This window comes from Peiella sedimenti (assembly GCF_030504955.1).
Taxonomy (GTDB): domain Bacteria; phylum Pseudomonadota; class Alphaproteobacteria; order Caulobacterales; family Caulobacteraceae; genus Brevundimonas; species Brevundimonas sedimenti.
Window position 1 is genome coordinate 94960 of record NZ_JAUKTR010000006.1, and the last position, 26692, is coordinate 121651.

Genomic DNA, 26692 nt, shown 5'->3' on the forward strand with positions numbered 1-26692 from the left:
CGGGCCGGCGGCGTGTTACAGTTCAGTGTTCGGTGCGCGCAGCGATTCGGATGGTAGATCTCACCACGGAAATGGCGGCGCTTTGGGGCGCGCTGGGACCGGCCCGGGCAGGGCGCGGCCGGGTGCTGCTGTTCGTGGCCGCGCGATCCGGCGAGGGGACCTCCACCGTGGCGCGGGAGTTTGCGCGTTTGGCCGCCGTGCGGGCGCGCAAGCCTGTCTGGCTGGTCGACGGCGACGTCCGCGAGCCGCGGCAGCAGGCCGAGGTCGCCGCGGAGCCAGACCGTTTCGGGGCCTTGGGCAGGGAGGCTTCGGCCTCGCCCGACGGCAGCGCCTTCTTCGCCATCCATCCGCGCCTGAAGGATCGCGAGGGCAAGCCCTTGCCGCCTGGCCGGCTGCTGACGGCGCGCCCTTGCCTTGGGGGACGCCTGTGGGTGGCGAGGGTGCGCACCGATCGGCTCTCCCCGTCCCATCGGCTCGAGGCGGTCAGCGCGCCGGGCTATTGGAATCTCATGCGGGGCCACGCCGACACCGTCGTGGTCGACTGCCCAGCCGCCGACCGTTCCGACCTGGCCCTGACGCTGGCGGGCACGGCCGACCAGGTGGTGCAGATCGTCTCGGCGGATGCCTCCGAAGCCAACGATCACGCCCTGCTGCGCGCGGAACTGGAAGCGGCCGGCGCCCGGATGGCCGGCCTCGTCTTCAATCGCGCGCCAGAGGCGCCCCGGCTGCTGCGGCGGCTGGGCGCGGCCTGATCCGGCCATGGGCCGCGCGCCCGAGCTTGAGGACCGCTCGCTCTGGGCCTTCTGGGCCGGGACGCTGATGGTCTTCATCTATGCCCAGCCGCATCTGGCGATCCTGTCTGGATATGGGTCGGGCGCGGCCGATGGCGCCCTGATCCGCGCGGCCTATCCTCCGGCCTACCTGTGCGCCCTCTTCCTGGCCGCATCGGCCCCCCTGCAGACCGGGCGCGCCGTGCTGGTGACGCCGTTGCTGGGGGCCCTGCTGCTGCTGGCGGCCATGTCCTGGGTCTGGTCGGTGGATCCATCGGCGACAATCCGGCGCTTCGTCGCCGTAGCCTTCACCACCCTTGGCGCGCTCAGCCTTGCGGCGCGGTTCCGCTGGCCGCGACTTGCCGAGGTCTGCGCAACGGCCTTCGCCATCATGGCTGTGCTGTCGCTTCTGGCGGCTTTGCTCATGCCGCAATGGGGGCGGATGGAGCAGCTCTTCCCAGGGGCCTGGCGCGGCCTTTGGCTCGAGAAGAACAACCTCGGCTCCAACATGGTCGTGGGTTTCGGCCTGTGCGCGGCGGCGGCCATTCTCAACCCCCAGCGTCGTCGCCTGTGGATCGCATTCGCGGTGCTTTGCGTGGTCATGGTGCTGCTCTCGACCTCGAAGACCTCGCTGGTGGTGCTTATCCTGACCATGGCTGCGCTTGCCGTCATCGCCGTCGTGCGGCGAGGTCCCGTCTGGGGCGTCACCCTGACCTGGACGGCCGTCATCGGCCTGGCCCTGACGGCGGCGGTCGGCGTTTACGCGGCGGACCTGGTGTTCGAGGCTCTGGGCAAGGACGCCACCCTGACCGGCCGCACCAACATCTGGGCGGGCATCTCCGAGGTGGCGCGGCAGCGCCCCTGGACCGGTTACGGTTATGGCGCCATCTGGGACGACACCAATCCCTACGCGCCGCTCGCCCGCATCACCCAGGTGGCGGGCTTCCGCGCCGGCCACGCCCACAACGGATGGATGGAGCTCTGGCTGAACCTGGGCTGGGGCGCCGTCATCCTGTTCGGTCTCTGGCTGGCCGAGGTCTGGGGGCGGTCGATCATTTCAATTTACCGGGGTGATGCGGGCTGGTTGGCCGTGCCCTCTGTGCTCGGCTACAGCCTGACCATGCTCACAGAGAGCATCACCCTCAGCTGGCATGATGTGCGCTGGGTGCTGTTCGTGGCCTTCGCCGCCAAGCTCGCGCTGGGCGAGGCGGCTCAGCCCGTGGCGATGGCCGCCTTGCCGCGCCGCGTTGGGCCGCCGCGGCCGATCTGGCCGTAGAGGCGCGGCTCGAACAGCGGCATCCAAAGAAGCTTGCCGAGGCCCCGGACCGCCCTGTCCGAAAGATCCGCCCGACGGGGCGAGCGCACGAGCCAGGCCAGGCCGGCCAGTGCCCCAAACACCGTTGCCTGAGCGGCGCCGATCGCCATCCAGCGCAGGACCGCGATCGGCCTTCGGTCCCGCGCTGCCGTTTGCGATGGGCCTTGGCCATAGGCGAAGGCGCGCTTCAGGGCGTAGGCGAGGGTGGCGCGCTCCGGCGGCGCGAACTCGTCCACCCAGGCCTGCGCGGCCCAACCGAAGACCAGGCCGCGCGCCGCAAGGCGCGAGAACAGGGCGTCGTCCTCGCCGCCCGTCTCGTTCATGCGCGGGTCGAAGGGAGCCGTCTCGCTCAGCGCCGTGGCCCGCACCAGCAAGCTGTTGCCGCAGCCGTAGGCGTGCTCAATGCGCTGATCGCCAGTAGGACCTTCGCGGCCGAAGAAGCGCGAGAGATAGGGTCTCAGCCACGGCTCGGCGTCATCCGCCCGCCCGCGGATCGGGCCGAACAGGACGTCGGCCTGAAGTTTCGCTTGAGCGTCAAGCAGGGCGGCCAACCAGCCGCTTGAGGCGGCCTCGTCATCATCCAGAAAGGCCACGAGATCGGCCTTTACGGCGGCTACGCCGGCGTTTCGGGCGTTTGAGACGCCGGGGCGCGGTTCATGAATATAGGTCAGCCTGGCGTCGGCCTGCCTTTCGGCGATGACGGCTCGGCCGGAGCCGTCCGGATCGTTGTCGACAATGATGATCTGGGTCAGCTGGTCGCCGAGCCCCTCCTGCGCCCACACGGACGCAAGCGCCCGCCTGAGGCTGTCAGGCCTGCGAAAGGTGGGGATGATCACGGCGACGCTCACCGGGCGCTCCGGATGCGGGCCAGCGCGTCGGCGACGGGCAGAACCTCGGCCCCCGCGTCCTTGGCCCGGTGAACTAGGCGGGCGAGAGCCTCGGGCGTGCAGCCCCACCGGCTGGGCCGAGCAGAGACATCGTGGCTGTAAAGGATCAGCCAGGCGCGCCCGCTAGCGGCGCGGTCAATCCAGGCCGCGGCGCGCGCCTCGCCGGCGTCGCCCTCAATCCCCACGCAGGGCAGCTGATTGAGGTCGGCGCCTCGACGGATCAGGCCGGGGTGAAGGGCGCGCACGGCCTGGAAATGGTCGGCCAGCGCCAGCTTGGCGGTGACGGAGACCTCGCCGTAGGGGTAGGCGAAGGTTCGCACATCCATTCCGTTAAGGGCCTGGCTGTTCGCGGCGACGGAGGCGTCGATGGCCTCACGGCCGGCCTTGCCGCAGTCAAGGTGCTCAAAGGTGTGACAGCCGATCTCATGGCCCCGCGCGGCCAGTTCGGCAATCTGCGCACGCGTGGCGTGGGGGCCCATCGGCCCGGCCCGGCCGTCGAGGCCGGCGCAGACATAGAAGCTGCCGCGCACACCTAGGTTCTCGAGCACCGGCGCCCCGACTGACGCCGCGCTCTCGGGAATGTCGTCAAAGCTGAAGGAGACGATGGGCCCCGGGATTTCCGCGTCGAGCGGGCGGCGCGCCTGAAGCCTGGCCAGGCGGCGGCGCAGTTTGCCCTTCAGCGAACGGTCGGCGGCGTAGGCCTGCATCACACCACCTCGGCGTAGAGGGCGGCGCGATACAGGCGCAGGGAAAAGGCGCGCGCGCCGGCGGGCGCCACGGGTAGGCGCGCCACGGCCTTGCACAAGGCGCGCACGAGGCTCCGGCCAGGAATGCGCCGGATCAGGCGGGCGGCGCGGTGCACCGGATAGGCCGCGATGACCTCGGGATGCCGCTCGACGACCCTGGCGAAGTTCGGGGCCGACTGTTCGTACTTGCCGATCAGGGCCTCGACCGGATCGAGGCCCATGTGGGTTGCGGGAATGTCGACATGAACGATGGGGCTGATGTCGGCGGCGCGCATGGCCCACTCCACATCCTCCCAGCCCCAGCCCGTGAAGTCGGCTGCGAAGGAGATACGGTCGAAGACCTCGCGGCGCACCAGCAGGTTCGAGGTGTAGACGTACTTCTCCGGCGTCTTCATCCGTTCGGCGGCGGGCAGACAGTCCGACCGCAGCGCCATCGCCCGGTGCACGGCGAAGCGGGGGTCGCGCGGCGCCTGGAGCAGTGAGAAGCCGCCGAAGGCCACGCCGATGGACGGCGCCTTGGCCAAGGTCAGCCAACGGTGAAGAAAGTCCGGCCGGTCCGGCAGCATGTCGCTGTCCAGGAACAGCAGGGCTTCGGCTCGCGCCTGTTCGGCCAGCAGATTGCGGCCGCGCGCGCGCCCCGCGTTTTCATGCAGCACGACCAGCCGGATGGGGAGCGTGGCCGCCTCGAGCGCTTGCCGCACGCGCTGGGTGAGGCTCGCATCTTCCCCGCCGTCGTCCAGCAGGACCAGCTCGACTTCCCTGGCCCCTTGGGCGTCCAGGGCATGGATCAGGCGCGTCGGATCGTCCCGGAAGAAGGGGATCAGCACGGATAGCCGCGGCTGGGCGCCGCTCCAGCTGGCGTTGTCGTGGACCTGCAGCGTCATGGCGCCGCCCTCAGGAAGGACAGGCGAGGGTGCCTCAGGAGCCTTGCGCCATGGTCGCGCACACCGGCGGCATTCAGCATCAGGGTGGCGACGGCGTAGGTCGCTGCGCCTGCCCCGGCCTTGAGGATCAGTTCGGCTAGCCCGCCCAGATCAGGCAGAACCGAAACCACGGCGGCCATAAGCAGCGCGGCCGCTCCGCAGCGCAGCAACGCCTCAGCCGGGAAGGGCAGGGGCTGCACCCGCCCCCCCAGGGCGATGGAGGCGAACACCGCCACACCAAAACTCAGCGCCGTGGCCGCCGCCGCCCCTGTCAGTCCCATGATGGGGATCAGGATCAAGCACAGGATCAGGTTCGCCAGCGCCGGAATCGCCATGGCCGCGAGAAGCCAGCCGGTGCGGCGCCCCAGCGTAAAGGCCTGGTGGAAATAATAGGTCGTCATGCCGGCCAGGAAGGCCCCCGCGGCGATCCAGGGCGTCACCGATGCGGCCGCTGTCCGCAGGTCTTCGCCGATCATCACCTCGGCCATCGGCTGGGCCACAAGCGCCAGGCCCACCGCGGCGGGCAGGGCGATCAGCACAAAGACCGAGGCCTGCTCGCGCGCCGCGGCCCTGAGGGCGCCCTGGCCCCCGCGTTCCAGCGCCATGATGAGGGCGGGACCTCCGGCGGCGCCCAGCCAGATGAAGATCACGTCCAGCGTCCGGTTCGCCAGACTATAGGCGGCGTGGTAGGCGCCGACCGTCGCCTCATCGAGGAAGGCGGCCAGCAGGAAGCGGTCGGTGGAAGCCAGGGCCAGGGCCAGGGCCAGCGACGCCGAGAGCGGAAAGCCATAGGCGGCGTAGCTGCGCAGGCGCCCCGGCTCCACCTGGCCGTCCCGCGTCTGTTTGATCTCGCCCGGCAGAATGAAGGGCAGGGCAGCCAGCGGGGCGAGGGCCAGTCCCAGCAGGGGCGCGGCCCCGCCGGCCCCCGCCAGCGCGAAGGCGACGCCGATGGCGAAACCTCCCGCCGTGGTCCAGATATCCAGGCGGGCCGCAGGTCCGACCTCTCCGGCGGCGCGGAAACGTTCCTGGGCAATCTTGGCGGCGCAGCGGACGGGCACGCCGGCCAGACCCGCCGCCACCGCCAGCTTCAGCGGCGCTTCCACCGGCCACATCCACAACGCCAAAGCCGCGATGGGCGCGAACGCCAAGATAATGATCGCCAGCGTGCGCCAGACCGAGGCGAAGTGGCTGGACATCTCGTCCGGCTTCTGGGCGGCCCAGAAGCGCGCCATTGCCGCTTCCAGCCAGGTGAAGGCCGCCACGTGAGCCAGCGACATGACCGAGAAAGCCAGTGCGTATCGGCCGAAGTCCTCAGCGGACAGCAGGCGGGTGAAGATAAGAATCGTCAGCAGGCCGACCACGCCCTGCACGATATTGGCGGGCAGGTAGCCCCAGACTCCGCGCCAGAACATCAGCGCACCGCGTGGCGGTCGCCCAGGAGGACAGGGGCGGTGATCGCCATGATCCACAGGTCCAGCCAGAAGGACTGACGCTCGACGTATTCGATATCCAGTCGGACGCGCCGCGCCACATCGGCCGCCGTGTGCAGAGGGCCGCGCGAGCCGTTCACGGCGGCCCAGCCGGTCATGCCCGGCTTGATCCGGTGGCGATGGGCGTAGTCGGCGACCAGCCGCGCGGACTCCTCATGCCCCGTCTTCATCCCGATGGCGTGAGGTCGCGGGCCCACCAGGGACATCTCGCCCGAAATCACGTTCAACAGTTGAGGCAGCTCGTCCAGGCTGGTCTTGCGCAGGAAGCGGCCCAGTCGCGTGACGCGGTCGTCATCGGCCGTGACCTGGCGCTCGGCGCGGGCGTCGGCGCTCTCCACGCGCATGGTGCGGAACTTCCACACCACGATCTCCTCGTTGTTGAAGCCGTGGCGGCGCTGGCGGAAGAAGGCGGGGCCGGGGCTGTCCAGCTTCACCAGCACGGCGGTCACGGCCATGACGGGCAGGGCGGCGATCAGGATCAGCGCGCCCAGCAGAAGATCCTGCAGGCGCTTGGCGAAGGCGCGGCGCTCCTCGTTCATCTGCTCAAGGCGCGCCAGGGGGGCCTCGGCCAGGCGGCGCAGGGCTTCGGCCTGGCCGGCGCCGCCGCGCGCTGGATCGTCAACGACCATCGATACGGCCTGGGGCGCCGACGACAGACGCTCATAGATCTGCCGCGTGCGGGATCGCGCGCCGGGATCGACGGCCAGGACGATATGATCGACGGCCGGCATCATACGATGGCCCAGCAGGTCTTCGACATTCCCCAGCACCGGCACGCCGGCCACATCGCGCGGCGCCCGAGAGAGGCGGTCATCGAAAACGCCCAGCACGTTCAGGTCGCGCCGGGCCAGGGCGGCTTCGATCAGAGTCTGCGCCCGGCGGGTCGCGCCGACGATGACGATGTTGGGGGTCAGCGCGCCGGAGCGGCGCCAGCTTCGCACCTGGCTCCACCACAGGGCATGCAGCCCGGCCGTGACCAGCAGCGCCGCCGCCGTCCATCCTCCCAATGATCCGGCAAAGCCGAATGGCGCGGCCAGGGCGATGCCGGCGAGGCCCGCCAGCGCCATGGCCCCGGTCGTCTTCATCAGGTGTTCGGGCAGGCCCTCGTGGGCCCGAAAGGCGTAGAGGCCCAGCGTCCTCAGCAGGGCCAGCGCAAGGCCCGCCGCCAGCAGAAACGGCAGCAACTCGGCCACCGCCGCGCCCATCAGGTCGCGGTTCAGCGCCAGGTGCGCTCCGATCAGCGTCACGGCCGCTAAGCCCATCCAGTCGTAGAGACGGAAATAGTGGGAGGACAGGCGCAGGGTCTGCCGGTCGCGCGCCGAGGTCAGGCGGGCCGGACGGAACGGGCCCCGCCGCTCGCCCGCCCTCTGGGCCGCCAGCGCTTCAGCATGGCGCGCCAACGTCTCCAACCCGGCCGCGGATCGCGGGCGGGCGTCAGGCTTGGGATCGGCCGGGGCCAAGGCGGTCATGACCCCTGCAGACTGCTCCGCGCGCCGTGCATTTCACGTTAACGGGCGGCTTTGGCGCGCCCCGCTTGCGCAGTCCCCGCCTTTTCGATAGCTGGAGCCCTCCCGGAGACGTGGCCGAGTGGCTGAAGGCAACGGTTTGCTAAATCGTCGTACCCTGTAAGGGGTACCGAGGGTTCGAATCCCTCCGTCTCCGCCATTCACCCATTCCCGAACAGCCGCGCCGCCGACCGGCGCAACCCGCGCATCTGACGGGGCGAGCCCGAGCTGAAGATCGTCCAGGCAGGGTTTTGCGATCTTCGCCTTTGGCTTCAGGGCGGCTAAAGAACGGCCATGGCCGACGAACCGGAAACGCCGCCCCGCCGCCGCATGGTGCGCCCGCCCACGCGCGGCGACGCCGCCGGGCGCGGTATGGGCCAGAAGATGAAGACGGCCGACGACAAGTCCATGTCCAGCCAGCAGTGGATCAAGCGCCAGCTGGCCGATCCCTTTTCCGAGCGCGCCCGGGCCGAGGGTTGGAGGAGCCGCGCGGCCTTCAAGCTGACCGAGATCGACGACCGGCTGGGCCTCATCAAGCCCGGCTCGCGCGTTATCGACCTGGGCGCGGCGCCCGGCGGCTGGGTGCAGGTGGCCTTGGCCCGCGGCGCGGCCAGGGTGGCGGGCGTGGACCTGCTGATGATCGAGCCGATCCCGGGCGCGGAGCTGATCCAGGCGGACTTCACCGATCCGGGCGTCGACCAGCAGCTGATCGACCTGCTGGGCGGTCAGCCGGACCTCGTGCTGTCGGACATGGCCCACAACACGGTCGGCCATCGCCAGACCGACCACCTGAAGATCATCGCCCTGATCGAGATCGCGGCGGATTTCGCCCTGCGCACGTTGAAGCCCGGCGGATCCTTCGTCACCAAGGCCTTTCAGGGCGCCGACCTGGGTCCGATCATGGACCGGCTGAAGGCGGGCTTTGAAGAGGTGCGCTTCATCAAACCGAAGGCCAGCCGCAAGGATTCCGCCGAGGTCTTCCTCGCGGCGGTGCGCCGCAAGTGAGCGAGGCTCAGGTCCGCTCGGCCTTCGCTGATCAGGCGCGGGTGTGCGGATCGCTGGGATCGCCCTTCACGGCCCAGGTCTGCGCGCTGGTCGCCGAGCGGCTGGGCCGTTCGACGGCGGTGGGTCGGCGGATGCTGGACTGGCCGGGCGTTCCGGACGCGCATGCTGACGCCTTGCCGCTGCGGTTTTGTGGGGCGCTGCACGCCCTGGCCCGGGCAGGGATCGTGGACGCCGTGCGGGCGGCCTGGCCGCCCGCGCCGACGCCTGACGACGAGATGCTGTGGGCGGCGATCACGGCGGCGCTGGAAGAGCAGGGCGAGGCCGTCGCGCGCTGGCTGGACGGCCCGCCCCAGACCAATGAGGTCGGCCGGTCCGGCCCGCTGATGGCCGGACTGTTGGTCCTGGCCGAGCGGTTCGGCTTGCCGTTCAGCCTCTATGAGCTGGGCTCGAGCGCCGGGCTAAACCTGAACCTCGACCGCTACGCCTTCGATCTGGGCGGTGTGCGGGCGGGCGACCCGGCCTCATCCGTGCGTCTGAGCCCTGACTGGTCAGGCCCGCCGCTGGCGGAGGCGGAGGTGAGGGTGGTCGCCCGGCGCGGCGTAGATCTGTCGCCGCTTGACCCCACCGATCCCGCCACGGCCGAGCGCCTGCTGGCCTATGTCTGGGCCGATCAGAGAGAGCGTGTCGAGCGGCTGGAGGCGGCGCTTGGCGTCGCCCGCGCTCATCCCCCAGAGGTCGAGCGCGCCGACGGGGCCGACTGGCTGGAGAGGGTCCTGAAGGTCGAGCCCGAACCCGGCCTCTGCCGCGTGGTCATGCACACCATCGCCCTACAGTACTTCCCGCCCGAGGGCCGGGCTCGCGTCGCCGCTCATCTTGAACAGGTCGGCGCGCAGGCGACCGAGGCCGCGCCCCTGGCCTGGCTGGCCTATGAGGCCGCCGCGGCGCCCGACGCGGAGGGCAAGCGCTGGGCCGAACTCACCCTCACCACTTGGCCGGGAGCCGGGCGCCGCCTGTTGGCGCGCGGCCACCCGCACGGAACTTTCATCGCGTGGGCCGTCTGAGCCTTGCCCTTCGCCGCCCGCTAGGGCATAGCGCGCCCGCAAAACGGAGAGTCTCATGGAGATTCGCGAAGGGCTTACCTTCGACGATGTTTTGCTGGAGCCGGGCCCGTCCGAGGTCATGCCGACCCAGGTGGGCACGGCCACGCGGCTGACGCGCGACATTCGCCTCAACATTCCGCTGTTGTCCTCGGCCATGGACACCGTGACCGAAAGCCGGCTGGCCATCGCCATGGCCCAGAACGGGGGTCTTGGCGTCATCCACCGCAACCTGTCGGTGGAGGAGCAGGCCGATCAGGTCCGCGAGGTGAAGCGTTACGAAAGCGGCATGGTCATCAACCCGGTGACCATCAATCCCGAGACGACCTTGGGCGAGGTCCGCCAGATCGTCGAGCGCCGCCGCATCTCGGGCTTCCCGGTGGTGGACCCGAAGACGGGCCGCCTGGTCGGCATGCTGACCAATCGCGACATGCGTTTCGAGACCGACGGCTCGCGCAAGGCAGCCGAACTGATGACCAGCGAGGGTCTGATCACGGTGCGTGAGGGCGCGGGCCGCGACGAGGCCATGGGTCTGCTGCGCTCGCACAAGATCGAGCGGGTCATCGTGGTGGACGGCGACAACCGTGCCGTCGGCCTGATCACCATGAAGGACATCGAGAAGGCCCAGGCCTTCCCGAACGCGGCCAAGGACGAGCAGGGCCGCCTGCTGGTGGGCGCGGCCTCGACCGTGGGCGATGCGGGCTATGAGCGCTCGATGGCTCTCGCGGAAGCGGGCGCGGACGTGGTGGTGATCGACACCGCCCACGGCCACTCCAGCCAGGTGGCCGAAGCTGTTCGGCGCATGAAGCGCGAGAGCAACCGCACCCAGATCATCGCCGGCAACGTGGCCACCTATGACGGGGCGCGCGCCCTGATCGACGCCGGCGCCGACGCGGTGAAGGTGGGTATCGGGCCGGGCAGCATCTGCACCACGCGCATCGTGGCGGGTGTGGGCGTGCCCCAGCTGACGGCCATCATGGACGCGGTCCGGGCTGCGGGAGACTCTGGCGCGCCGGTCATCGCCGACGGCGGCATCAAGTATTCCGGCGACCTGGCCAAGGCCATCGCGGCGGGCGCCTCGGCGGCCATGATGGGCTCCATGTTCGCCGGCACGGATGAGAGCCCCGGCGAGGTCTTCCTCTATCAGGGCCGCAGCTACAAATCGTACCGGGGCATGGGCTCGGTGGGCGCCATGGCGCGCGGCTCGGCCGACCGCTACTTCCAGAAGGAGGTATCGGACGCCATGAAGCTGGTGCCCGAGGGGATCGAGGGCCAGACGCCCTACAAGGGTCCGATCGGGCCGGTCATCCACCAGCTTGTCGGAGGGCTTCGCGCCGCCATGGGCTATGTGGGCGCCGCCGACATCGAGACCTTCCAGCAGCGCGCGCGCTTCGTGCGCATCACCAATGCGGGCCTGCGCGAAAGCCACGTCCACGACGTGATGATCACGCGCGAGGCGCCCAACTACCGGCAGGGCTAAAAGGGGAGGGCGGGCGTAATGTCGATCGAGATCACCTATCTGGTCTGGACGCTGCTTCTGGCGGTGGTCCAGATCTTCCTGACGGCGGCGGTCAAGACCAGCGTCTTCGGGCTCAAGTGGAACATGTCGGCCCGCGACGAGCCGCGCGAGCCCACCAGGCTGACCTCGCGCCTGGAACGGGCCCAGGCCAACCTGTTCGAGACCCTGCCCATCTTCATCGGCGGCGTGCTGGTGGTTCAGATGATGGGCGCCGCCGATGAGCGCACGGCGCTGGGCGTCCAGCTCTACTTCTGGGCCCGGCTGATCTATGTGCCGCTTTACGCGCTGGGCGTGCCGGTCATCCGCACCCTGGTCTGGGCCGTCGGCTTTGCGGGCCTGATGATGGTCCTGCTGGCGCTTATCTAGGAAACGCAAGGACCCCGTGACCCCCCAGGCCCGTCTCTCCGCCGCCGCCCAGATCCTGGATTCCATCGCCCAGGGACGCCAACCGGCGGAGGCCGTGCTCAAGGCCTGGGGTCAGCAGAACCGCTACGCCGGTTCCAAGGACCGGCGCGCCATCGCCGACCGCGTCTACAAGGTGCTGCGGGCCCGCGCCCGGCTGAGCTGGGCCATGGGCGGACGCCAGGACGGCCGCGCCCTGGTGATCGGGTCGCTCAGCCTGATCGACGGTATGCCGCTGGCCGAGATCGAGGCGCTGCATTCGGGCGAGGGTTACGGACCCGGTCCGCTGTCTAACCGCGAACGGGCCCGGCTGATGGCCGAGACCGGCGCGCCGCCCGCCTGGGTGGCGGCGGGTCTGCCGGACTTCGTGGTCGAGGACTTCAAGACCACCTTCGGCGACCGCTGGGCCGAGGAGGCCGAAGGCCTGATGGCGCCGCGCGCGCCCATCGACCTGCGCGTCAACACGCGGAAGGCCGACCGCGAGGCGGTGCGCGCGGAACTGGCCGAGGCGGGGCTCCAGGCCGAGCCGACGCCGCTCTCGCCCGTGGGCTTGCGCCTGCCGTCCGAACCGCCGCCCAACATCCAGGCCACCGAGGCCTTCAAGGCCGGCCGCATCGAGATCCAGGACGAGGGCAGTCAGCTCGTCTGCGCCCTGGCCGGGGCTGAGCCCGGCATGACCGTAGTGGACTATTGCGCGGGGGGTGGTGGCAAGACCCTGGGTCTGGCTCAGGCCATGGCCGGGCAGGGGACGCTGATCGCCGGCGATGTGGTGCAGAAGCGGCTGGACAACATCCGTCCCCGTCTGGAGCGCGCGGGCGTCGAGGCTGAGCTGCGCCTGCTGGGTCAGAACGGCGGCGGCATGGAGGACCTGAACGGTCAGGCCGACCTCGTCTTCGTGGACGCGCCGTGCTCCGGCTCCGGCACCTGGCGGCGCCGCCCCGAAGACGCCTGGCGGCTGACGGCCGAGGAGGTCCAGCGGCTGCACGCGCTGCAGGTGCGCATCCTGGGCCAGGCGGCCAGGCTGGTCCGACCGGGCGGGCGGCTGATCTACGTCACCTGCTCGATGTTGAGCGCCGAGAACGAGGCCAGCGCCGACGCCTTCGAGGCGGCCCATCCCGAGTTCACGCCCGTTCCGCTGGACAATCCGAACGCCCGGCGCGCCCGCCTGCGCCTTTCGCCCGCCTCGACGAATACGGACGGCTTCTTCGCCGCTCTCTACGAAAGGACCGCCTGAATGACCGACCACGAGAAGGTCCTGATCGTCGATTTCGGCAGCCAGGTGACGCAGCTGATCGCCCGGCGCCTGCGCGAGGCGAACGTCTACTGCGAGATTCATCCCTTCGATAAGGCGGAGGCGCTGGTCGACGCCTTCCAGCCCAGGGCCATCATCCTTTCGGGTGGGCCGGCCAGCGTGCTGGAGCCCGACAGCCCGCGCATCGGCCGCAAGCTTTTCGACTACGGCGTGCCGATGCTGGCCATCTGTTACGGCCAGCAACTGCTCTGCGACGTGTTGGGCGGAAAGGTGGAGGGCGGCCACCACCGCGAGTTCGGCCGCGCCGAGATTGTCATCGCCGAGGAGACGCCGCTGTTCGCCGGCATCGGCGCCGTCGATCATCGCGAGCCGGTGTGGATGAGCCACGGCGACCGCGTCACCGCCATTCCGGAGGGCTTCCGCGTCGTAGCCACCTCCGCCGGCGCGCCATTCGCCGCCATCGCCGACGAGGCGCGGAAGATTTACGCCGTCCAGTTCCACCCCGAGGTGCATCACACCCCGCGCGGCGCCGAGATCTATCGCAACTTCCTCTTCGGCATCGCCGGGCTGAAGGGCGACTGGACCATGGCGGCCTATCGCGACGAGAAAATCGCCCAGATACGGGAACAGGTGGGCTCCGCGCGGGTCATCTGCGGCCTGTCGGGCGGCGTCGACTCCTCAGTCGCCGCGGTGCTGATCCACGAGGCCATCGGCGACCAGCTGACCTGCGTCTTCGTGGACACCGGCCTGCTGCGCAAGGACGAGGCCAGACAGGTCACCGAACTCTTCCGTGAACACTACAATATCCCGCTGGTCCACGTTGATGCTTCGAAGGAATTTCTCGGCCAGCTGGCCGGGACCAGCGACCCTGAGACCAAGCGCAAGACCATCGGCCGGGTCTTCATCGAGGTCTTCGACCGCGAGGCCGCCAAGATCGAAGGCGCCGAGTATCTGGCCCAGGGCACCCTCTATCCCGACGTGATCGAGAGCGTGTCGGCCACGGGCGGGCCGTCGGCCGTGATCAAAAGCCACCACAATGTCGGCGGCCTGCCCGACTTCATGAAGCTGAAGCTGGTCGAGCCCCTGCGCGAACTGTTCAAGGACGAGGTTAGGGCGCTGGGCCGTGAACTGGGCCTGACCGAGGCCTTCGTGGGTCGCCATCCGTTCCCGGGGCCGGGCCTGGCCATCCGCATCCCCGGCGAGATCACGCCCGAGGCCGTGGCGACCCTCCAAGAGGCCGACGCCATCTACCTGGAGGAGATCCGCAAGGCTGGCCTCTACGACCAGATCTGGCAGGCCTTCGCCGTGTTGCTGCCTGTGAAGACTGTTGGCGTCATGGGCGACGCCCGCACCTATGAAAAGGTGCTGGCCTTGCGCGCCGTCAGCTCGACCGACGGCATGACGGCTGACTTCTTCGAGTTTCCCTGGGACGTGCTGGGCCGCACCGCGACCCGCATCGTCAACGAGGTGCGGGGCGTGAACCGCGTCGTCTACGACGTGACCTCCAAGCCCCCCGGAACGATCGAGTGGGAATAGGACCGCTCAGGCGAACAGGTCCATCTGGGCGCTGAAGGCGCCCGGGACTCTGAACTGGGTCAGATCGACGGTGCGCGGCTCCCGGTTCAGGCCCAGGCGCTTGCAGGCGGCCGCGAAGCGCGCGCCGACCAGGTCGGCGACCGGGCCGGTCCCCTTCATGCGGCTGCCCCACTGGGCGTCGTAGTCCTTGCCGCCGCGCGACTGGCGGATCAGGGACATGACGCGCGCCGCCCGGTCGGGCCGCGCCTCGGCCAGCCATTCCTGGAACAGGTCCTTGATCTCCAGCGGCAGGCGCAGGGTCACGTACATGGCTGAGCGCGCGCCCGCCTCGGCGGCGGCCTCCAGAACCGCTTCAAGCTCGTGGTCGTTGAGGCCCGGAATCACGGGAGCAAAGCCAACGCCGACGGGCACCCCGGCCTCAGCGAGGGCCCGGATGGCTGCGATCCGCCTGGCCGGCGTGGCGGCGCGAGGCTCCATCGCCCGGGCGAGGGAACGGTCCAGGGTCGTCACCGATATGTAGGTGCCCGCGAGGTCGCGCGCGGCCATCCGCCCGATGATGTCCACATCGCGAGTGACCAGGTCAGACTTCGTAATGATGCTGAACGGGTGGTTGAAACGTTCAAGCACCTCAAGCACCTGTCGCGTGATCTTAAGTTTTCGCTCGATGGGCTGGTAGGGGTCGGTGACGCCGCCGATATGGATGCGCTCGGGCCTGTAGCCCTTTCTCGACAACTCCTTCTGCAGCAGCCGTGGGGCGTCAGCCTTGAAGAACAGGCGGGTTTCGAAGTCCAAGCCCGGTGAGAGGCCCAGATAGGCGTGGCCCGGCCGGGCGTAGCAGTAGGTGCAGCCGTGCTCGCAACCTCGATAAGGGTTGATTGAACGTTCAAACCCGATGTCCGGGCTGTCATTCCGGGCGATGATGGTGCGCGAGCGGTCTGGTTGAAGCTCGGTCTTCAGCGGCGTCGGCGGCTGGTCCGGTTCGGACGGCTCCCAGCCGTCGTCGAAGGTCTCGCGGACCTGTTTCTCGTAGCGCCCGGTCGCGTTGGAGCGGGCGCCTCGGCCTTTCAAGCTGGGGGGCGGGGTGGCGGGCATGGCCGGGCCAGCCTATACCGCCAAACGGAACAAAGAAAGAACATCTATTCCGCTGCGGGGCTGAACTCTGCCTCCAGCAGCGCCCGGATGGGGGCGAAGGAACGGCGGTGAATGGGGCAGGGCCCGAGCCGCTTGAGGGCCTCCACATGGGCGGGGGCATGATAGCCCTTGTGGTCGGCGAAGCCGTAGCCGGGATAGGCGCCGTCCAGCTCGATCATCACCCGGTCGCGCGCCACCTTGGCCAGGATCGAGGCGGCGGCGATGGAGGCGGACAGGGCGTCGCCGCCGATCACGGGCCGGATCTCGCAGGGCAGGGCGAAGCGGTAGTTCCCGTCCACGAGGGCGAAGGCGGGTCTTACGGAGAGGCCCTCGACCGCTCTGCGCATGGCCAGGCCGGTGGCCTGGAGAATGTTGTGGCTCTCGATCTCCTCCACTGTGGCGAAGGCGACGGAATAGCAGACCGCCCGGTCCCTGATCTCGGCCTCGAGGGCCTCGCGCTGGAGCGCCGTCAGCTTTTTGGAATCGTTCAGCCCCTTGGGCACCTTGCGCGGCGCGAGGATGACGGCGGCGGCGAAGACCGGCCCGGCCCAGGGCCCGCGTCCGGCCTCGTCCACGCCGCAGACGGGCTGGAGGCAGGTCTTCTCCAGCTTGAAAGTGGGGCGGGCGGTCATGTGTCGGCCATAGCGCGCACGGCCTCGTGCCGGAAGCAGGGAACCAGGTGGTCGTTCACCATGCCGCAGGCCTGCATCCAGGCGTAGACGATCACCGGGCCGCAGAAGTTGAAGCCCTCGGCCTTGAGCGCCTTCGAGAATTTCTCCGAAAGGTCGGTCCTGGCAGGGATGTCGGCCATGCTCATGAGGCGGTTCTGGATCGGCCGGCCGTCCACGAAGTCCCAACAGAAGGCCGAGAAGTCCCGGCCCTTGTCCCGCATGTCGAGATAGACCTGAGCGCCGCGGACAGCGGCGTCGATCTTGGCGCGGGAGCGCACGATGCCGGGGTCGGCCAGCAGGCGCGAGATGTCCGCCTCGCCGTAGCGGGCCACCTTCTCAGGATCGAAGCGGTCGAAGGCGGCGCGGAAGGCCTCGCGTTTCCGAAGGATCGTGATCCAGGCCAGGCCGGCCTGAAAGCCGTCGAGCACCAGCTTTTCCCACAGGGCGCGGGAGTCGAACTCGGGCACCCCCCATTCCTGGTCGTGATAGGCGACGTAGAGCGGGTCGGTCCCGCACCAGGCGCAGCGATGGGGTTCAGCCGATTCGATCATCGGCTAACCCTAGCCGATCAGCCCGGGTTAAGGCTCTGGATGATGGGCTCGCCGCGCGCCTCCCGATAGGCGGCGGTGACGATGGGCTGCAGCCAGAAGTCGTTGAACCAGCGTGTCTGCCACGGATCTTCGCCGACGAAGCCGGTGCGCTGGGCCGAGAAGTCTGTCCGCGACATGATCTGATCAAGCGGCACGCCGGCCTCGGCCAGCGGCGTCACCTGGGCGCGTACGTCCTCAAGCGCGGCGATGACCTGATCCACATAGGCGGTCCCCTGCAGCACCGGCCCGTGGCCGGGGATCAGCGTCTCGAAGCCCAGCGCCTTCAGGCGGCCGAAAGTCTCGATCCACTCGCCCGGATAGCTGCCGAAGCCGTAGGGGAAGGGATGCACGACAATGTCGCCGGCGGCGACGATGCGCTGGCGGGGCAGCCAGATGACGGCGTCGCCGTCGGTGTTGGCCCGGCCCAGATAGAGCACCTCCACCGGACGCTCGGCGTCATCGATCACCAGCCGGTCGGCGACGCCCTCCTGCACGGGCAGGGTGAGGGCGCCGTCCATGTCGAGGGCGTACTGATTCATCAGCCGCTCCCCCGCGGCCCAGTTGGCGCGTCCGTAGTCGGTGCGGGCATTGGCGCCCATCTGGCGGATATAGCCGACAAAGCCCTGGATTTGCTGCTGGAAGGCGGCGTTGCGCGCGGGGTCTGGCGCGCCCGGCGTGTTCATGGTGGCGGGCGTGACCAGGTGCGTTTGCGTCTGCACCGTGGCGATGGTGCGGGCGTTCGGCCAGGCTTCGAGGATGGCGGACAGGCCTTGCGGATGGTCGCCATGCCAGTGGGTGATGACGACCGCCTTCACCGGCTTGGGACTGATTTCGCGCACCATATCGACGATGCGACGACCGGCGCCGGGGGAGCCGCCGGAGTCCACCAGCACCAGGCCGTCGGCCTGTTCGATGACGGCCACGTTGCCGATGGGCTGGACCTGGAAACGCGGCTGCCGCAGCAGCCAGACGCCCTCGGTCACCTGCTCAGGAACCTGGAAATAGCCGTCTTCAGGGGTCGGCAGTGAGCCTTCCACGTTCGGGGCGATGGGAAGCGGCTGGGCGGCGGGCGCCTCTGCGGGCTGCACCGAAAGGTCGTGGCTGCGGGCGGGCCCGTGAAGCACCGTGGCGGCCACGGCCGCGGCCAACATGATCTTGCGCAAGGTCAGGCTCCTCGTCGTTCTGCGAAGACGCTGGCGAGGGAGGAGTCGGGGGGCAACTCAAGAAAATCTAAGGCGCGCGGCGGTCGCCTCGAAGCGCCCCTCGCCCGAGGCGAAGCAGGGCCTCGCGCAAGGGCTCATCCGGCACTGTTTCGGTCGCCCGGGTCAGTTCGGCCTCGGCGCCCGCATCGAGCGGAGGTTTGCGGCGTGGGGGGGCGGTCTTTGCGGCCAGGGGCTTCACCGGTCCCTGAACGATGCGCAGGCGATCGACGGCGCCCGCGCCGAGGAACAGGTTCACCCGCTCGATGATCTCGGCCGAGCGATGTTGGACCAGGCCCGCGGCCGCACCGACGACCCGCAGCTCCAGCGTCGCTCCGCCGGACTTGGACTTCATCAGCCGTTCCGGGCGGCAGACATTGGCGAGCGGCGCATCGCCCAGGATCTCTAGCCAGCGCGCCTCCAGTCCCGACACGCCCTGGCCGAAGCGGCCGTCCAGCGTGCGGATCAGCTTGGCCAGGGCACGGCCCGCACGCGGCGCCGGGCGGCGCTGGGGCAGGGTGCGCCGGCGCTGAAGGATTTCGGCGGCCTCGGCCTCTGTGGGCAGTCTTCGCTTCACGAAAGCCTGTATACCGCGCCTGATGATCAAGGTCGCGCCCTTCCGACGACGCCTGCTGGACTGGTACGACCGCGAGGCGCGGGCGCTGCCCTGGCGGACGCCGCCACGCTCGGGGATGCGGCCTGATCCGTACCGTGTGTGGCTGTCCGAGGTGATGCTGCAGCAGACCACCGTGCCGCACGCCATGCCCTATTTTCTAGAGTTCACGCGCCGCTGGCCGACCGTAGAGACCCTGACGGCGGCCGAGGACGCCGAGGTCATGTCGGCCTGGGCGGGCCTCGGTTACTACGCCCGGGCGCGCAACCTGCTGAAGACGGCGCGAGCGGTCGCCGCGGATCATGGCGGGGTCTTTCCAGACACCGAGGACGGATTGCTGCGCCTGCCCGGGGTGGGGCCCTATACGGCGGCGGCGGTGGCGGCGATCGCCTTTGACCGGCCCGCCAATGTGGTCGACGGCAATGTGGAGCGGGTCGTGGCGCGCCTCCATGCGGTCGAGACGCCGCTGCCTGGCGCCAAGCCCGAGCTGAAGCATCTGGCCGGCGGTCTGGTCGCCGCGGACCGGCCCGGCGATTGGGCCCAGGCGCTGATGGACCTGGGGGCGACCATCTGCCGTCCGAGGGCGCCCCTGTGCGACCGATGTCCCGTGGCCGTGGACTGCGAAGCCTTCAGGCAGGGCGAGCCGGATCGCTATCCCCTGCGTCTGAGGAAGGCCGCGCGGCCCCGTCGATATGGCACGGTATGGGTGCTGCGAGACGGGCAGGGCCGCATCGGGCTGATGCGGCGGCCGCCCCAGGGCTTGCTCGGCGGGATGCTGGGTCTGCCGACCAGCGAGTGGTTGGACGCGCCGGTCGAGGCCGAGCCGCCGATCGCCGCTGCCTGGCGGGCCGTGGGCGAGGTCGAGCACGTCTTCACCCACTTCCACCTGACCCTGCGGGTCATGACCGCCGAGGGGCTCGCCGACAGCCTCATCTGGGATGAGGACGCCGCCGGACTTCCCAGCGTGTTTCTCAAGGCCGTGCGGCTGACGCGCCCAGAGCGCTAGGTCTTGGCCTTGGCCGCCTTCTTGGCTGGAGCCTTCTTAGCGGGAGCCTTCTTGGCCGGCGCCTTCTTCGCGGCGGCCTTTTTGGTCGACCCCTTGCCCGCCTTGGCGGCGATCAGGGGGAGAGCCTGTTCCAGGGTCAGTTCGGCCGGGTCCACCCCCTTGGGCAGGGTGGCGTTGACCTTGCCGCACTTCACATAGGGGCCGAAGCGGCCGGCCATGACCTTGATGGGCTCGCCGGTCTCGGGATGGGCGCCCAGATCCTTCAGAGCCGACTGCGAGGCGCCGCGCCCGCCGGGTCGCCCCGCGCGCTTCTCGGCCAGCAGGGCCACCGCCCGGTTGAGGCCGATCTCAAACACCTGATCGATGTCCTCGACGTTGGCGTAGGTTCCTGCGTGCTGAACGAAGGGGCCGTAACGGCCGAGGCCCGCCGTAATCGGCTGGCCGTCTTCGGGGTGCACGCCCACCTCTCGCGGCAGGGACAACAGGCGCACGGCCTGACCCAAGGTCAGCGCTTCGGGAGACCAGCCCTTGGGCAGGGAAGAGCGCTTCGGTTTGCCGTCATCCCCCTCCATTTCGATGTAGGGGCCGAAGCGGCCGATCTTCAGCTGAACCAGCCTGCCCGTGGCGGGGTCGGCGCCCAATTCGCGGTCCTGGGCCGCGCCGGCGTCCGTGGCGTCGCCGCCGAAGCCGCGCGTGTAGCGGCACTCCGGATAGTTGGAGCAGCCGATGAAGGACGACTTCATCTTGAAGCTGGCCTTCAGGTGAAGACGGCCCGAGCCGCAGGCCGGACAGCGGCGCGGATCAGAGCCGTCGCCCTTGTCGGGAAACAGGAAGGGTCCGATGGCCTCGTCCAGCTCGTCGATGACGCCCTGGCGGGCGATGACGCCGTCGGTGGCGGGCTTGAACTGACTCCAGAACCGTTCGAGCAGCACCTTCCAGTCGAGGTCGCCTTCGGACACCTCATCCAGCTGAGCCTCAAGCCCGGCGGTGAAGTCGTATTCGACCCAGCGGCTGAAGAACTGCTCGAGGAAGGCCGTGACCAGCCGTCCGGTGTCCTCGGGCACGAAACGGTTCTTGTCCATGCGGACGTAGCCCCGGTCGCGCAGGGTGGTCAGGATCGAGGCGTAGGTGGAAGGCCGGCCGATGCCGAGTTCTTCCAGTCGCTTGACCAGGGTGGCTTCGGAATAGCGCGGCGGCGGCTCGGTGAAGTGCTGCTCCGTGCGAATGGCCTGGACTGAGGCTGAGGCGCCTTCGCTCAGGGCCGGGAGCCGAGTGGTCTCGTCCTCGTCGTCGTGGCTGGTCTGACGGTCATCGCGGCCCTCCTCATAGGCGGCGAGGAAGCCGTCGAAGACCACCACCTGACCGGTGGCGCGCAGGGCCGTGCGGCCGTCGGCGGTCTCGATGTCGACGGTGGTGCGGTCCAGCCGCGCCTGCTCCATCTGGCTGGCGATCATGCGCTTCCAGATCAGGTCGTAGAGGCGGGCCAGGTCGGCATCGAGGCGCAGCGTGTCCGGGTGGCAGGCCATGCTGGTGGGGCGGATCGCCTCGTGCGCCTCCTGGGCGTTCTTGGCCTTGGCCTTGTAGTGGCGCGGCTCAGCCGGGACGTAGGCCGGCCCGAAACGGTCGGCGATGGCCTTGCGTGTGTCGGCGATCCCCTCCGGGCTGACGAAGACGCCGTCGGTCCGCATGTAGGTGATCAGGCCGCCCTGGTCGTCCACGCCCTCGTAAAGCTTCTGGGCCGCCTGCATGGTGCGCTGGGCCGTGAAGCCGAGCTTGCGGGCCGCCTCCTGCTGCAGGGTCGAGGTGGTGAAGGGCGGGGGCGGCGAGCGCTTTACAGGCTTCTTCTCGACCGAGCGGATGGTGAGGGGCGAAGCCTGGATCGCGGCCCGGGCCGCCTGGGCGGTGGCTTCATCCTTGATGTCCAGCCGCTGGACGCGCTTGCCCTCGTGCTTGACCAGCCGCGCTGTGAAGGGCGGGCTGTTCGCCATGAGGTCCGCCTCGACCGACCAGTATTCCTGAGCGCGGAAGCGCTCGATCTCGAGTTCGCGGTCCACGACGATCCGCAAGGCCACGGACTGGACCCGCCCGGCCGAGCGGGCGCCGGGCAGCTTGCGCCACAGCACCGGGGACAGGGTGAAGCCCACCAGATAGTCGAGCGCGCGGCGAGCCAGGTAGGCCTCGACCAGCTCCATGTCGATCTGGCGCGGGGCGGCCATGGCCTGCTGCACGGCCTGCTTGGTGATGGCGTTGAAGGTGACGCGCTGGACGTCGGCGCCCTTGAGCGCGCGCTTGCGGTTCAGGACCTCGAGCACGTGCCAGCTGATCGCCTCGCCCTCGCGGTCGGGGTCGGTGGCCAGGATCAGGCGATCGGCGCCCTTTAGAGCCTCGGCGATTTCAGCGACGCGCTTGGCCGCCTTGGGGTCGAGCTCCCACTCCATGGCGAAGCCTTCGTCCGGCTTCACCGATCCGTCCTTGGGCGGCAGATCGCGGATATGGCCGTAGGAGGCCAGCACCTTGAAGTCGGAACCCAGGTATTTGTTGATGGTCTTGGCCTTGGCCGGGCTCTCGACGACGACGACGTTCATGGGGCCGATCTGCTGGAAGAGGGGCGCGGAAAGTGGGGGCGCGCACGGGGCCGTGTCAACGGCGTCCGGCTTTACAATCTTAACGCGCGTGGACTAAACCCAAGGTTGGATGTCGGGAGTTCGACCTTGGCTGACTCATCGAGGATCACAGGAATGGATGGCGAAGGCCAGCGACTCGCCCCCGCGGAGGGGGCGGCGATTCTGGCCTATGTGGCCGACATGGCGAGGCAGCTCGCCGAAATGGCTCGCCAGGAGGGGGAAACCCACCTCAGCGAACTTCTGAGCCTCGCCAGCGATTACGCCGGCAGGGATCGGTCATTCGATAGCTGAGACCATACCGCCGGGCAGAAGCTGCGCTCGGCCGGCCAGGGACAACTCGACCAGCGCAGCCAGGACAGCCGCGGAAGGGGCGCCGAGCGCGCGGACGATCTCATCGCGAGCGACAGCCGTCGGCGAAAGCAGGGCCGCGACCTGTTCGCGCAGGGCCTCGTCCGCCTCGAAGTCCGCGCCCTCGTCCTCGATGACCGAGGCGGCCGGCAGGGCGCGAAGCCCGCTCAGCACGTTCAGCACGTCGTCGGCGCCTTCACACAGGGTGGCGCCCTGGCGGATAAGGTCATTGACGCCGCGTGCGCGCGGATCGAGCGGAGAGCCGGGCACCGCCAGAACCTCGCGCCCTTGCTCGGCGGCCAGGCGGGCGGTGATCAGGGAGCCCGAGCGCAGCTCGGCCTCGACCACGACCACGGCCCGGGACAGCCCGGAGATGATGCGGTTGCGGCGGGGGAAGTCCCGGGCCTGGGCGCGTGCGCCCGGCGGGCTTTCCGAAAGAATGCAGCCCTGCTGGGCGATGCGGCCGTAAAGATCGCGGTGTTCGGGCGGATAGACGTCGTCGACGCCGCCCGCCAGCACGGCCACGGTCGCCCGGCCCGCGCCCAGCGCGCCCTCGTGGGCGGCGCCGTCGATGCCGCGCGCCATGCCCGAGACGACCATCAGACCCGCCTGGGCCAGGTCGGCGGAGAGCTGGCGGGCGAACCGCTGACCGGCGGCCGAGGCGACGCGCGCGCCGACCACGGCGACGGCCCGGCTCGACAGGTGCGTGGGATCGCCCAGCGCCCAAAGGATCGGGGGCGGCGGATCGACGGCGGCCAGCATGGGTGGAAAGTCGGGATCGCCCAGCAGCAGCAGGTGAGCGTTCAACGCCTGACCCCGTGTGATCTCGTCCTGGATGCGCGCGGGATCGGGCAGGCGATAGGCGGCGGCCCCGGCCTTGCGCGCCAGATCGGGCAGGGCCTTCAGCGCTTCGACGCCCGAGCCGAAGCGGCGGATCAGCTGGCGGAAGGCGACTGGCCCGACGCGCTCGGCGCGCGCCAAGGTCAGGCGGGCCAGCCGCTCGGGATCAACCCCGCTCACCCCTTGTTCGCGCCGATGCGGGGCTCTTCGCCCTTGAGAAGCCGCCCGATGTTGGCGGCATGGCGGATGTAGATCAGCACGGCCATGAAGGCGGCCAGCATGGCCACAGGTCGCCAGTCGCTGACCAGCGGCGGCGCGGCCCAGGGCGTACCCATGGCCCAGGCGATGAGGGGCGCCGCCGCGGCCGCCGTCAGGGCCGACAGGGACGAGTAGCGCATCAGAACAGCCATCAGGATCCAGACTGCGCCGGCCGCGACGCCCACCGGCCAGGCCATAGCCAGGAGCACGCCGAAGAAGGTGGCCACCCCCTTGCCGCCCTTGAAGCCCAGCCAGACCGGGAACAGGTGACCGACAAAGGCGGCTGCGCCGGCCACGGCGGCCAGCTGGGTTCTGAATCCCAGGTCGCTGAAGATCAGCATGGTCGCCAGGACGGCGAAGGCGCCTTTGCCGCCGTCGAGGATCAGGGTGGCCAGGGCCAGGTCCTTTCGGCCCGTGCGCAGCACGTTTGTCGCGCCGATATTGCCCGAGCCGATTTTGCGCACGTCGCCCAGGCCCGCGGCCTTGGTGATCATCACGCCGAAGGGGATGGCGCCGATCAGATAGGAGACGGCGGCCACGATGCCGGTCCAAAGGGCCGGATTCTCATAGGCCATGGAGTCGAAGGTCACGGCGTTCCCCTCACGCGATTCCCGAAAAGCGTGTGTAGCACGCGTCGGGCGGCTAGGCCTGATGGATGATGCGGCCGCCCACCATGGTTCGGCGCACGACGCCCTGCAGGGTGCGCCCATCGAAGGGCGAGTTCTTCGAGCGCGAGCGCAACTGGGCGGCGTCGAAGCGGCGCGGGGCGTTTGGATCGAACAGCACCAGGTCGGCGGGCGCGCCCTCGGCCAGGCGACCGGACGGCAGTCCCAGCAATTCCGCGGGGCCGCAGGTGACCGGGCGTAGCGCGTCGATCAGATCGACGCCCTCTTCATGATGGAGACCCACCAACGCTGAGAGCAGTGTCTCGAGGCCCACGACACCGGGCAAGGCCTCGCTGAAGGGCAGGCGCTTGTCCTCGGCCGGGGCGGGCGTGTGGGCGGACGTCACCACGTCGATGCGGCCGTCGCGCAGGGCCTCGATCAGGGCGCGGCGGTCATCCTCGGCGCGCAGGGGCGGATTGAGACGGAAAAAGGTGCGGTAGTCGCCGATATCCAGCTCGTTGAAGCACAGGTGAGCGATGCCGACGCTGACGGACGCCTCGACCCCGCGCGCCAGGGCGCGCTCCACGGCTTCCAGGGCGGCGCCGGTGGTGATCTGGTCGGCCAGCAGCCGCCCGCCGGTCAGCTCGGCCAGCACCAGGTCGCGCTCCAGCCCGATGCGCTCGGCGGCGGCGGGGGCGCCGGGCAGGCCCATGCGTGCGGCCAGTTCCCCCTCGGTGGCGCAGGCGCCGCGCGTCAGCCAGGGATCAGCCGGTCGGTGGGCGACCAGGGCGTTGAACCCTCCGGCATAGGCCAGCACGCGCCTGAGCACCTGGGAATCGGTGATGACCTGGTCGGCGTCGGTGAAATAGGCGGCGCCCGCCTCGGCCATGAGGCCGATCTCGGCCATGCGCTCGCCCCTGAGCCCCTGGGTGGCCGCACCCGCCGTCAGCACGTTGACGAGGTTCAGGTCGCGCGCGCGTCGGGCCAGGAAGTCGACCATGGCCGGCTGGTCCACGGGCGGGTCGGTATCGGGTTGAAGGACGATGGTGGTCACGCCCCCGGCGGCGGCGGCCTGGGCCGCGCTTTCCAGGGTCTCGCGGTGTTCGGCCCCGGGCTCGCCGGTCTTGACGCGCAGGTCGATCAGGCCGGGGGCCAGCACGGCCCCGCTGCAGTCGATGCGCTCGGCTTCGTCAGGGAGGGAAGCAGCCTCGCCCGCGCCGAGATCGGCGATGCGACCATCCTTGACCAGCAGCCAACCGGGACCGTCGCGGCCCTCGGCCGGATCGATCAGACGGGCGCCGGTGAGGGCGAGGGGGCGGGGGCTCATCGGCGAGCCCCTTCGTTGTCGACCCGCGCGGCCAGCGAGGCCAGGACGGCCATGCGCGCGGCCACGCCCATCTCGACCTGGTCCTGGATCAGGCTGACGGCGGGGTCGTCGGCGATGTCCGAGTCGATCTCGACCCCCCGGTTCATGGGTCCGGGATGCATGACCCTGGCGCCCGGGGCGGCCTTGGCGAGGCGCGCGGCGTCCAGGCCCCAGAAACGGAAATACTCGCGGCTGGACGGGACGAAGGCGCCGGACATCCGCTCAAGCTGCAGGCGCAACATCATGACCACGTCCGCTCCGGCCAGCCCCTCGTCCATGTCATGGTGGACCGAGGCGCCCCAGCGGTCCGCGTCGGCCGGCATAAGTGTCGGCGGTCCCACCAGCCGAACGCGGGCGCCGAGGGTGTTCAGCAGGGCGACGTTCGAGCGCGCTACGCGGCTGTGCAGCACGTCGCCGCAGATGGCGACGGTCAGGCCGCTGACGTCGCCGAAGGTCCGCTTCAGGGTCAGGGCGTCGAGGAGGGCCTGGGTCGGATGCTCATGCCCGCCGTCCCCGGCGTTGACCACGGCGCACGCCACCTTACGGGCCAGCAGATCGGCCGCGCCCGAGGACGAGTGGCGGATGACCAGCAGGTCCGGCTGCATAGCGTTCAGCGTCACCGCCGTGTCGATCAGGGTCTCGCCCTTGGCGACCGAAGAGGTGCGCGGGTTCATGTTCATGGTGTCCGCGCCCAGCCGCTTGGCGGCCAGCTCGAACGAGGCCTGGGTGCGGGTCGAGTTCTCGAAGAAGAGGTTGATGAGGGTCCGGCCCTTGAGCAGGTCCGTCTTCTTGGCGGCCTGGCGGCTGAGGCCCACCATGGCGTCCGCAAGGTCGAGCAGGGCCAGCGCGTCCGGCGTGTTCAGCTGGCCGGCCGACAGGAAATGCGAGTGCGGAAATGGGAACAGCCGCGCGCGGATCAGATCTGTGACGGCGTCGGAGCTGGTCATCAAAGCCCCGCTATAGGCCGATGCGCGCCGGGTCTCAAGGCGATGGT

At 69.8% G+C, this 26692-nt stretch carries 25 protein-coding genes and 1 tRNA gene; 11 read left to right on the forward strand and 15 right to left on the reverse strand.

The genetic code is table 11. From position 1 onward, the window contains the following. Nucleotides 1-50 precede the first annotated feature (50 nt). Nucleotides 51-752: a P-loop NTPase family protein gene (locus Q0812_RS12935; protein WP_302110766.1), complete on the forward strand. Its 702-nt coding sequence runs from the start codon at nucleotides 51-53 to the stop codon at nucleotides 750-752. 7 nt (nucleotides 753-759) lie between these two features. Further along, a complete protein-coding gene (locus tag Q0812_RS12940; protein ID WP_302110767.1) occupies nucleotides 760-2046 on the forward strand; it encodes an O-antigen ligase family protein in 1287 nt (428 codons plus the stop codon). On the opposite strand, the gene Q0812_RS12945 is transcribed toward Q0812_RS12940, so the two are convergent. The 5 genes from Q0812_RS12945 to Q0812_RS12965 are packed head-to-tail and all read right to left on the reverse strand — an operon-like array spanning nucleotide 1983 to nucleotide 7600. Beyond that, nucleotides 1983-2933, reverse strand: a complete 951-nt coding sequence (locus Q0812_RS12945) for a glycosyltransferase family 2 protein (protein WP_302110768.1) — start codon at nucleotides 2931-2933, stop codon at nucleotides 1983-1985. The two genes, Q0812_RS12940 and Q0812_RS12945, sit on opposite strands and share 64 nt — an antisense overlap. After that, nucleotides 2930-3679: a polysaccharide deacetylase family protein gene (locus Q0812_RS12950; protein ID WP_302110769.1), complete on the reverse strand. Its 750-nt coding sequence runs from the start codon at nucleotides 3677-3679 to the stop codon at nucleotides 2930-2932. Before Q0812_RS12950 ends, Q0812_RS12945 begins: the two co-directional genes overlap by 4 nt. Next, nucleotides 3679-4602, reverse strand: a complete 924-nt coding sequence (locus tag Q0812_RS12955) for a glycosyltransferase family 2 protein (RefSeq protein ID WP_302110770.1) — start codon at nucleotides 4600-4602, stop codon at nucleotides 3679-3681. Before Q0812_RS12955 ends, Q0812_RS12950 begins: the two co-directional genes overlap by 1 nt. After that, complete coding sequence (locus Q0812_RS12960) at nucleotides 4599-6053, reverse strand: lipopolysaccharide biosynthesis protein (RefSeq protein ID WP_302110771.1); 1455 nt, start codon at nucleotides 6051-6053, stop codon at nucleotides 4599-4601. The genes Q0812_RS12955 and Q0812_RS12960 overlap by 4 nt, the downstream gene beginning before the upstream one ends. Further along, nucleotides 6053-7600, reverse strand: coding sequence for an exopolysaccharide biosynthesis polyprenyl glycosylphosphotransferase (locus Q0812_RS12965; protein ID WP_302110772.1), 1548 nt, complete (start codon nucleotides 7598-7600; stop codon nucleotides 6053-6055). Before Q0812_RS12965 ends, Q0812_RS12960 begins: the two co-directional genes overlap by 1 nt. Nucleotides 7601-7704: 104 nt before the next feature. Between Q0812_RS12965 and Q0812_RS12970 the strand changes: the two genes are divergently transcribed. From Q0812_RS12970 to guaA, 7 genes are all read left to right on the forward strand, one after another. Then, nucleotides 7705-7796, forward strand: a tRNA-Ser gene (locus Q0812_RS12970). A gap of 134 nt (nucleotides 7797-7930) precedes the next feature. Next, the gene (locus tag Q0812_RS12975; RefSeq protein WP_302110773.1) at nucleotides 7931-8641 is read left to right on the forward strand and encodes an RlmE family RNA methyltransferase; all 711 of its coding nucleotides are present in this window, start codon (nucleotides 7931-7933) and stop codon (nucleotides 8639-8641) included. After that, nucleotides 8638-9702 carry a DUF2332 domain-containing protein gene (locus Q0812_RS12980; RefSeq protein WP_302110774.1) on the forward strand — a complete coding sequence of 355 codons (1065 nt, stop codon included), beginning with the start codon at nucleotides 8638-8640 and terminating at the stop codon, nucleotides 9700-9702. Before Q0812_RS12975 ends, Q0812_RS12980 begins: the two co-directional genes overlap by 4 nt. 55 nt (nucleotides 9703-9757) lie before the next feature. Next, nucleotides 9758-11218, forward strand: coding sequence for an IMP dehydrogenase (gene guaB / locus Q0812_RS12985; RefSeq protein WP_302110775.1), 1461 nt, complete (start codon nucleotides 9758-9760; stop codon nucleotides 11216-11218). An 18-nt stretch (nucleotides 11219-11236) separates the two neighbouring features. Further along, a complete protein-coding gene (locus Q0812_RS12990) occupies nucleotides 11237-11623 on the forward strand; it encodes an MAPEG family protein (RefSeq protein ID WP_302110776.1) in 387 nt (128 codons plus the stop codon). 16 nt (nucleotides 11624-11639) lie between these two features. Beyond that, complete coding sequence (locus Q0812_RS12995) at nucleotides 11640-12893, forward strand: RsmB/NOP family class I SAM-dependent RNA methyltransferase (protein ID WP_302110777.1); 1254 nt, start codon at nucleotides 11640-11642, stop codon at nucleotides 12891-12893. Then, nucleotides 12894-14447: a glutamine-hydrolyzing GMP synthase gene (gene guaA / locus Q0812_RS13000; protein WP_302110778.1), complete on the forward strand. Its 1554-nt coding sequence runs from the start codon at nucleotides 12894-12896 to the stop codon at nucleotides 14445-14447. 6 nt (nucleotides 14448-14453) lie between these two features. Here the strand turns inward: guaA and Q0812_RS13005 are convergent, their stop codons facing one another. The 5 genes from Q0812_RS13005 to Q0812_RS13025 all read right to left on the reverse strand — a co-directional run bounded on the left by Q0812_RS13005 (nucleotide 14454) and on the right by Q0812_RS13025 (nucleotide 18615). After that, nucleotides 14454-15539: a PA0069 family radical SAM protein gene (locus Q0812_RS13005; protein WP_302110779.1), complete on the reverse strand. Its 1086-nt coding sequence runs from the start codon at nucleotides 15537-15539 to the stop codon at nucleotides 14454-14456. A 44-nt stretch (nucleotides 15540-15583) separates the two neighbouring features. Beyond that, a complete protein-coding gene (locus tag Q0812_RS13010; protein ID WP_302110780.1) occupies nucleotides 15584-16210 on the reverse strand; it encodes a ribonuclease HII in 627 nt (208 codons plus the stop codon). Further along, complete coding sequence (locus Q0812_RS13015) at nucleotides 16207-16800, reverse strand: DNA-3-methyladenine glycosylase I (RefSeq protein WP_302110781.1); 594 nt, start codon at nucleotides 16798-16800, stop codon at nucleotides 16207-16209. Before Q0812_RS13015 ends, Q0812_RS13010 begins: the two co-directional genes overlap by 4 nt. A gap of 17 nt (nucleotides 16801-16817) precedes the next feature. Continuing rightward, the gene (locus Q0812_RS13020) at nucleotides 16818-18002 is read right to left on the reverse strand and encodes an MBL fold metallo-hydrolase (RefSeq protein ID WP_302110782.1); all 1185 of its coding nucleotides are present in this window, start codon (nucleotides 18000-18002) and stop codon (nucleotides 16818-16820) included. 67 nt (nucleotides 18003-18069) lie between these two features. Continuing rightward, on the reverse strand, nucleotides 18070-18615 hold the full coding sequence (locus Q0812_RS13025) for a DUF721 domain-containing protein (RefSeq protein WP_302110783.1): 546 nt from the start codon (nucleotides 18613-18615) through the stop codon (nucleotides 18070-18072). A gap of 22 nt (nucleotides 18616-18637) precedes the next feature. Between Q0812_RS13025 and mutY the strand changes: the two genes are divergently transcribed. Then, on the forward strand, nucleotides 18638-19657 hold the full coding sequence (gene mutY, locus Q0812_RS13030) for an A/G-specific adenine glycosylase (RefSeq protein ID WP_302110784.1): 1020 nt from the start codon (nucleotides 18638-18640) through the stop codon (nucleotides 19655-19657). Here mutY and topA read toward each other — a convergent pair. Beyond that, on the reverse strand, nucleotides 19654-22242 hold the full coding sequence (topA, locus tag Q0812_RS13035; RefSeq protein ID WP_302110785.1) for a type I DNA topoisomerase: 2589 nt from the start codon (nucleotides 22240-22242) through the stop codon (nucleotides 19654-19656). The genes mutY and topA overlap by 4 nt on opposite strands. A 153-nt stretch (nucleotides 22243-22395) precedes the next feature. Here topA and Q0812_RS13040 point away from each other — a divergent pair, with 153 nt between their 5' ends. Beyond that, nucleotides 22396-22572, forward strand: a complete 177-nt coding sequence (locus tag Q0812_RS13040; protein ID WP_302110786.1) for a hypothetical protein — start codon at nucleotides 22396-22398, stop codon at nucleotides 22570-22572. Here Q0812_RS13040 and dprA read toward each other — a convergent pair. From dprA to Q0812_RS13060, 4 genes are all read right to left on the reverse strand, one after another. Further along, nucleotides 22558-23649, reverse strand: a complete 1092-nt coding sequence (gene dprA / locus Q0812_RS13045; protein ID WP_302110787.1) for a DNA-processing protein DprA — start codon at nucleotides 23647-23649, stop codon at nucleotides 22558-22560. The two genes, Q0812_RS13040 and dprA, sit on opposite strands and share 15 nt — an antisense overlap. Beyond that, nucleotides 23646-24302: a glycerol-3-phosphate 1-O-acyltransferase PlsY gene (gene plsY / locus Q0812_RS13050; RefSeq protein ID WP_302110917.1), complete on the reverse strand. Its 657-nt coding sequence runs from the start codon at nucleotides 24300-24302 to the stop codon at nucleotides 23646-23648. Before plsY ends, dprA begins: the two co-directional genes overlap by 4 nt. Nucleotides 24303-24369: 67 nt before the next feature. Further along, a complete protein-coding gene (gene pyrC / locus Q0812_RS13055) occupies nucleotides 24370-25659 on the reverse strand; it encodes a dihydroorotase (protein WP_302110788.1) in 1290 nt (429 codons plus the stop codon). Further along, the gene (locus Q0812_RS13060) at nucleotides 25656-26645 is read right to left on the reverse strand and encodes an aspartate carbamoyltransferase catalytic subunit (RefSeq protein ID WP_302110789.1); all 990 of its coding nucleotides are present in this window, start codon (nucleotides 26643-26645) and stop codon (nucleotides 25656-25658) included. The genes pyrC and Q0812_RS13060 overlap by 4 nt, the downstream gene beginning before the upstream one ends. Nucleotides 26646-26692: the final 47 nt, after the last annotated feature.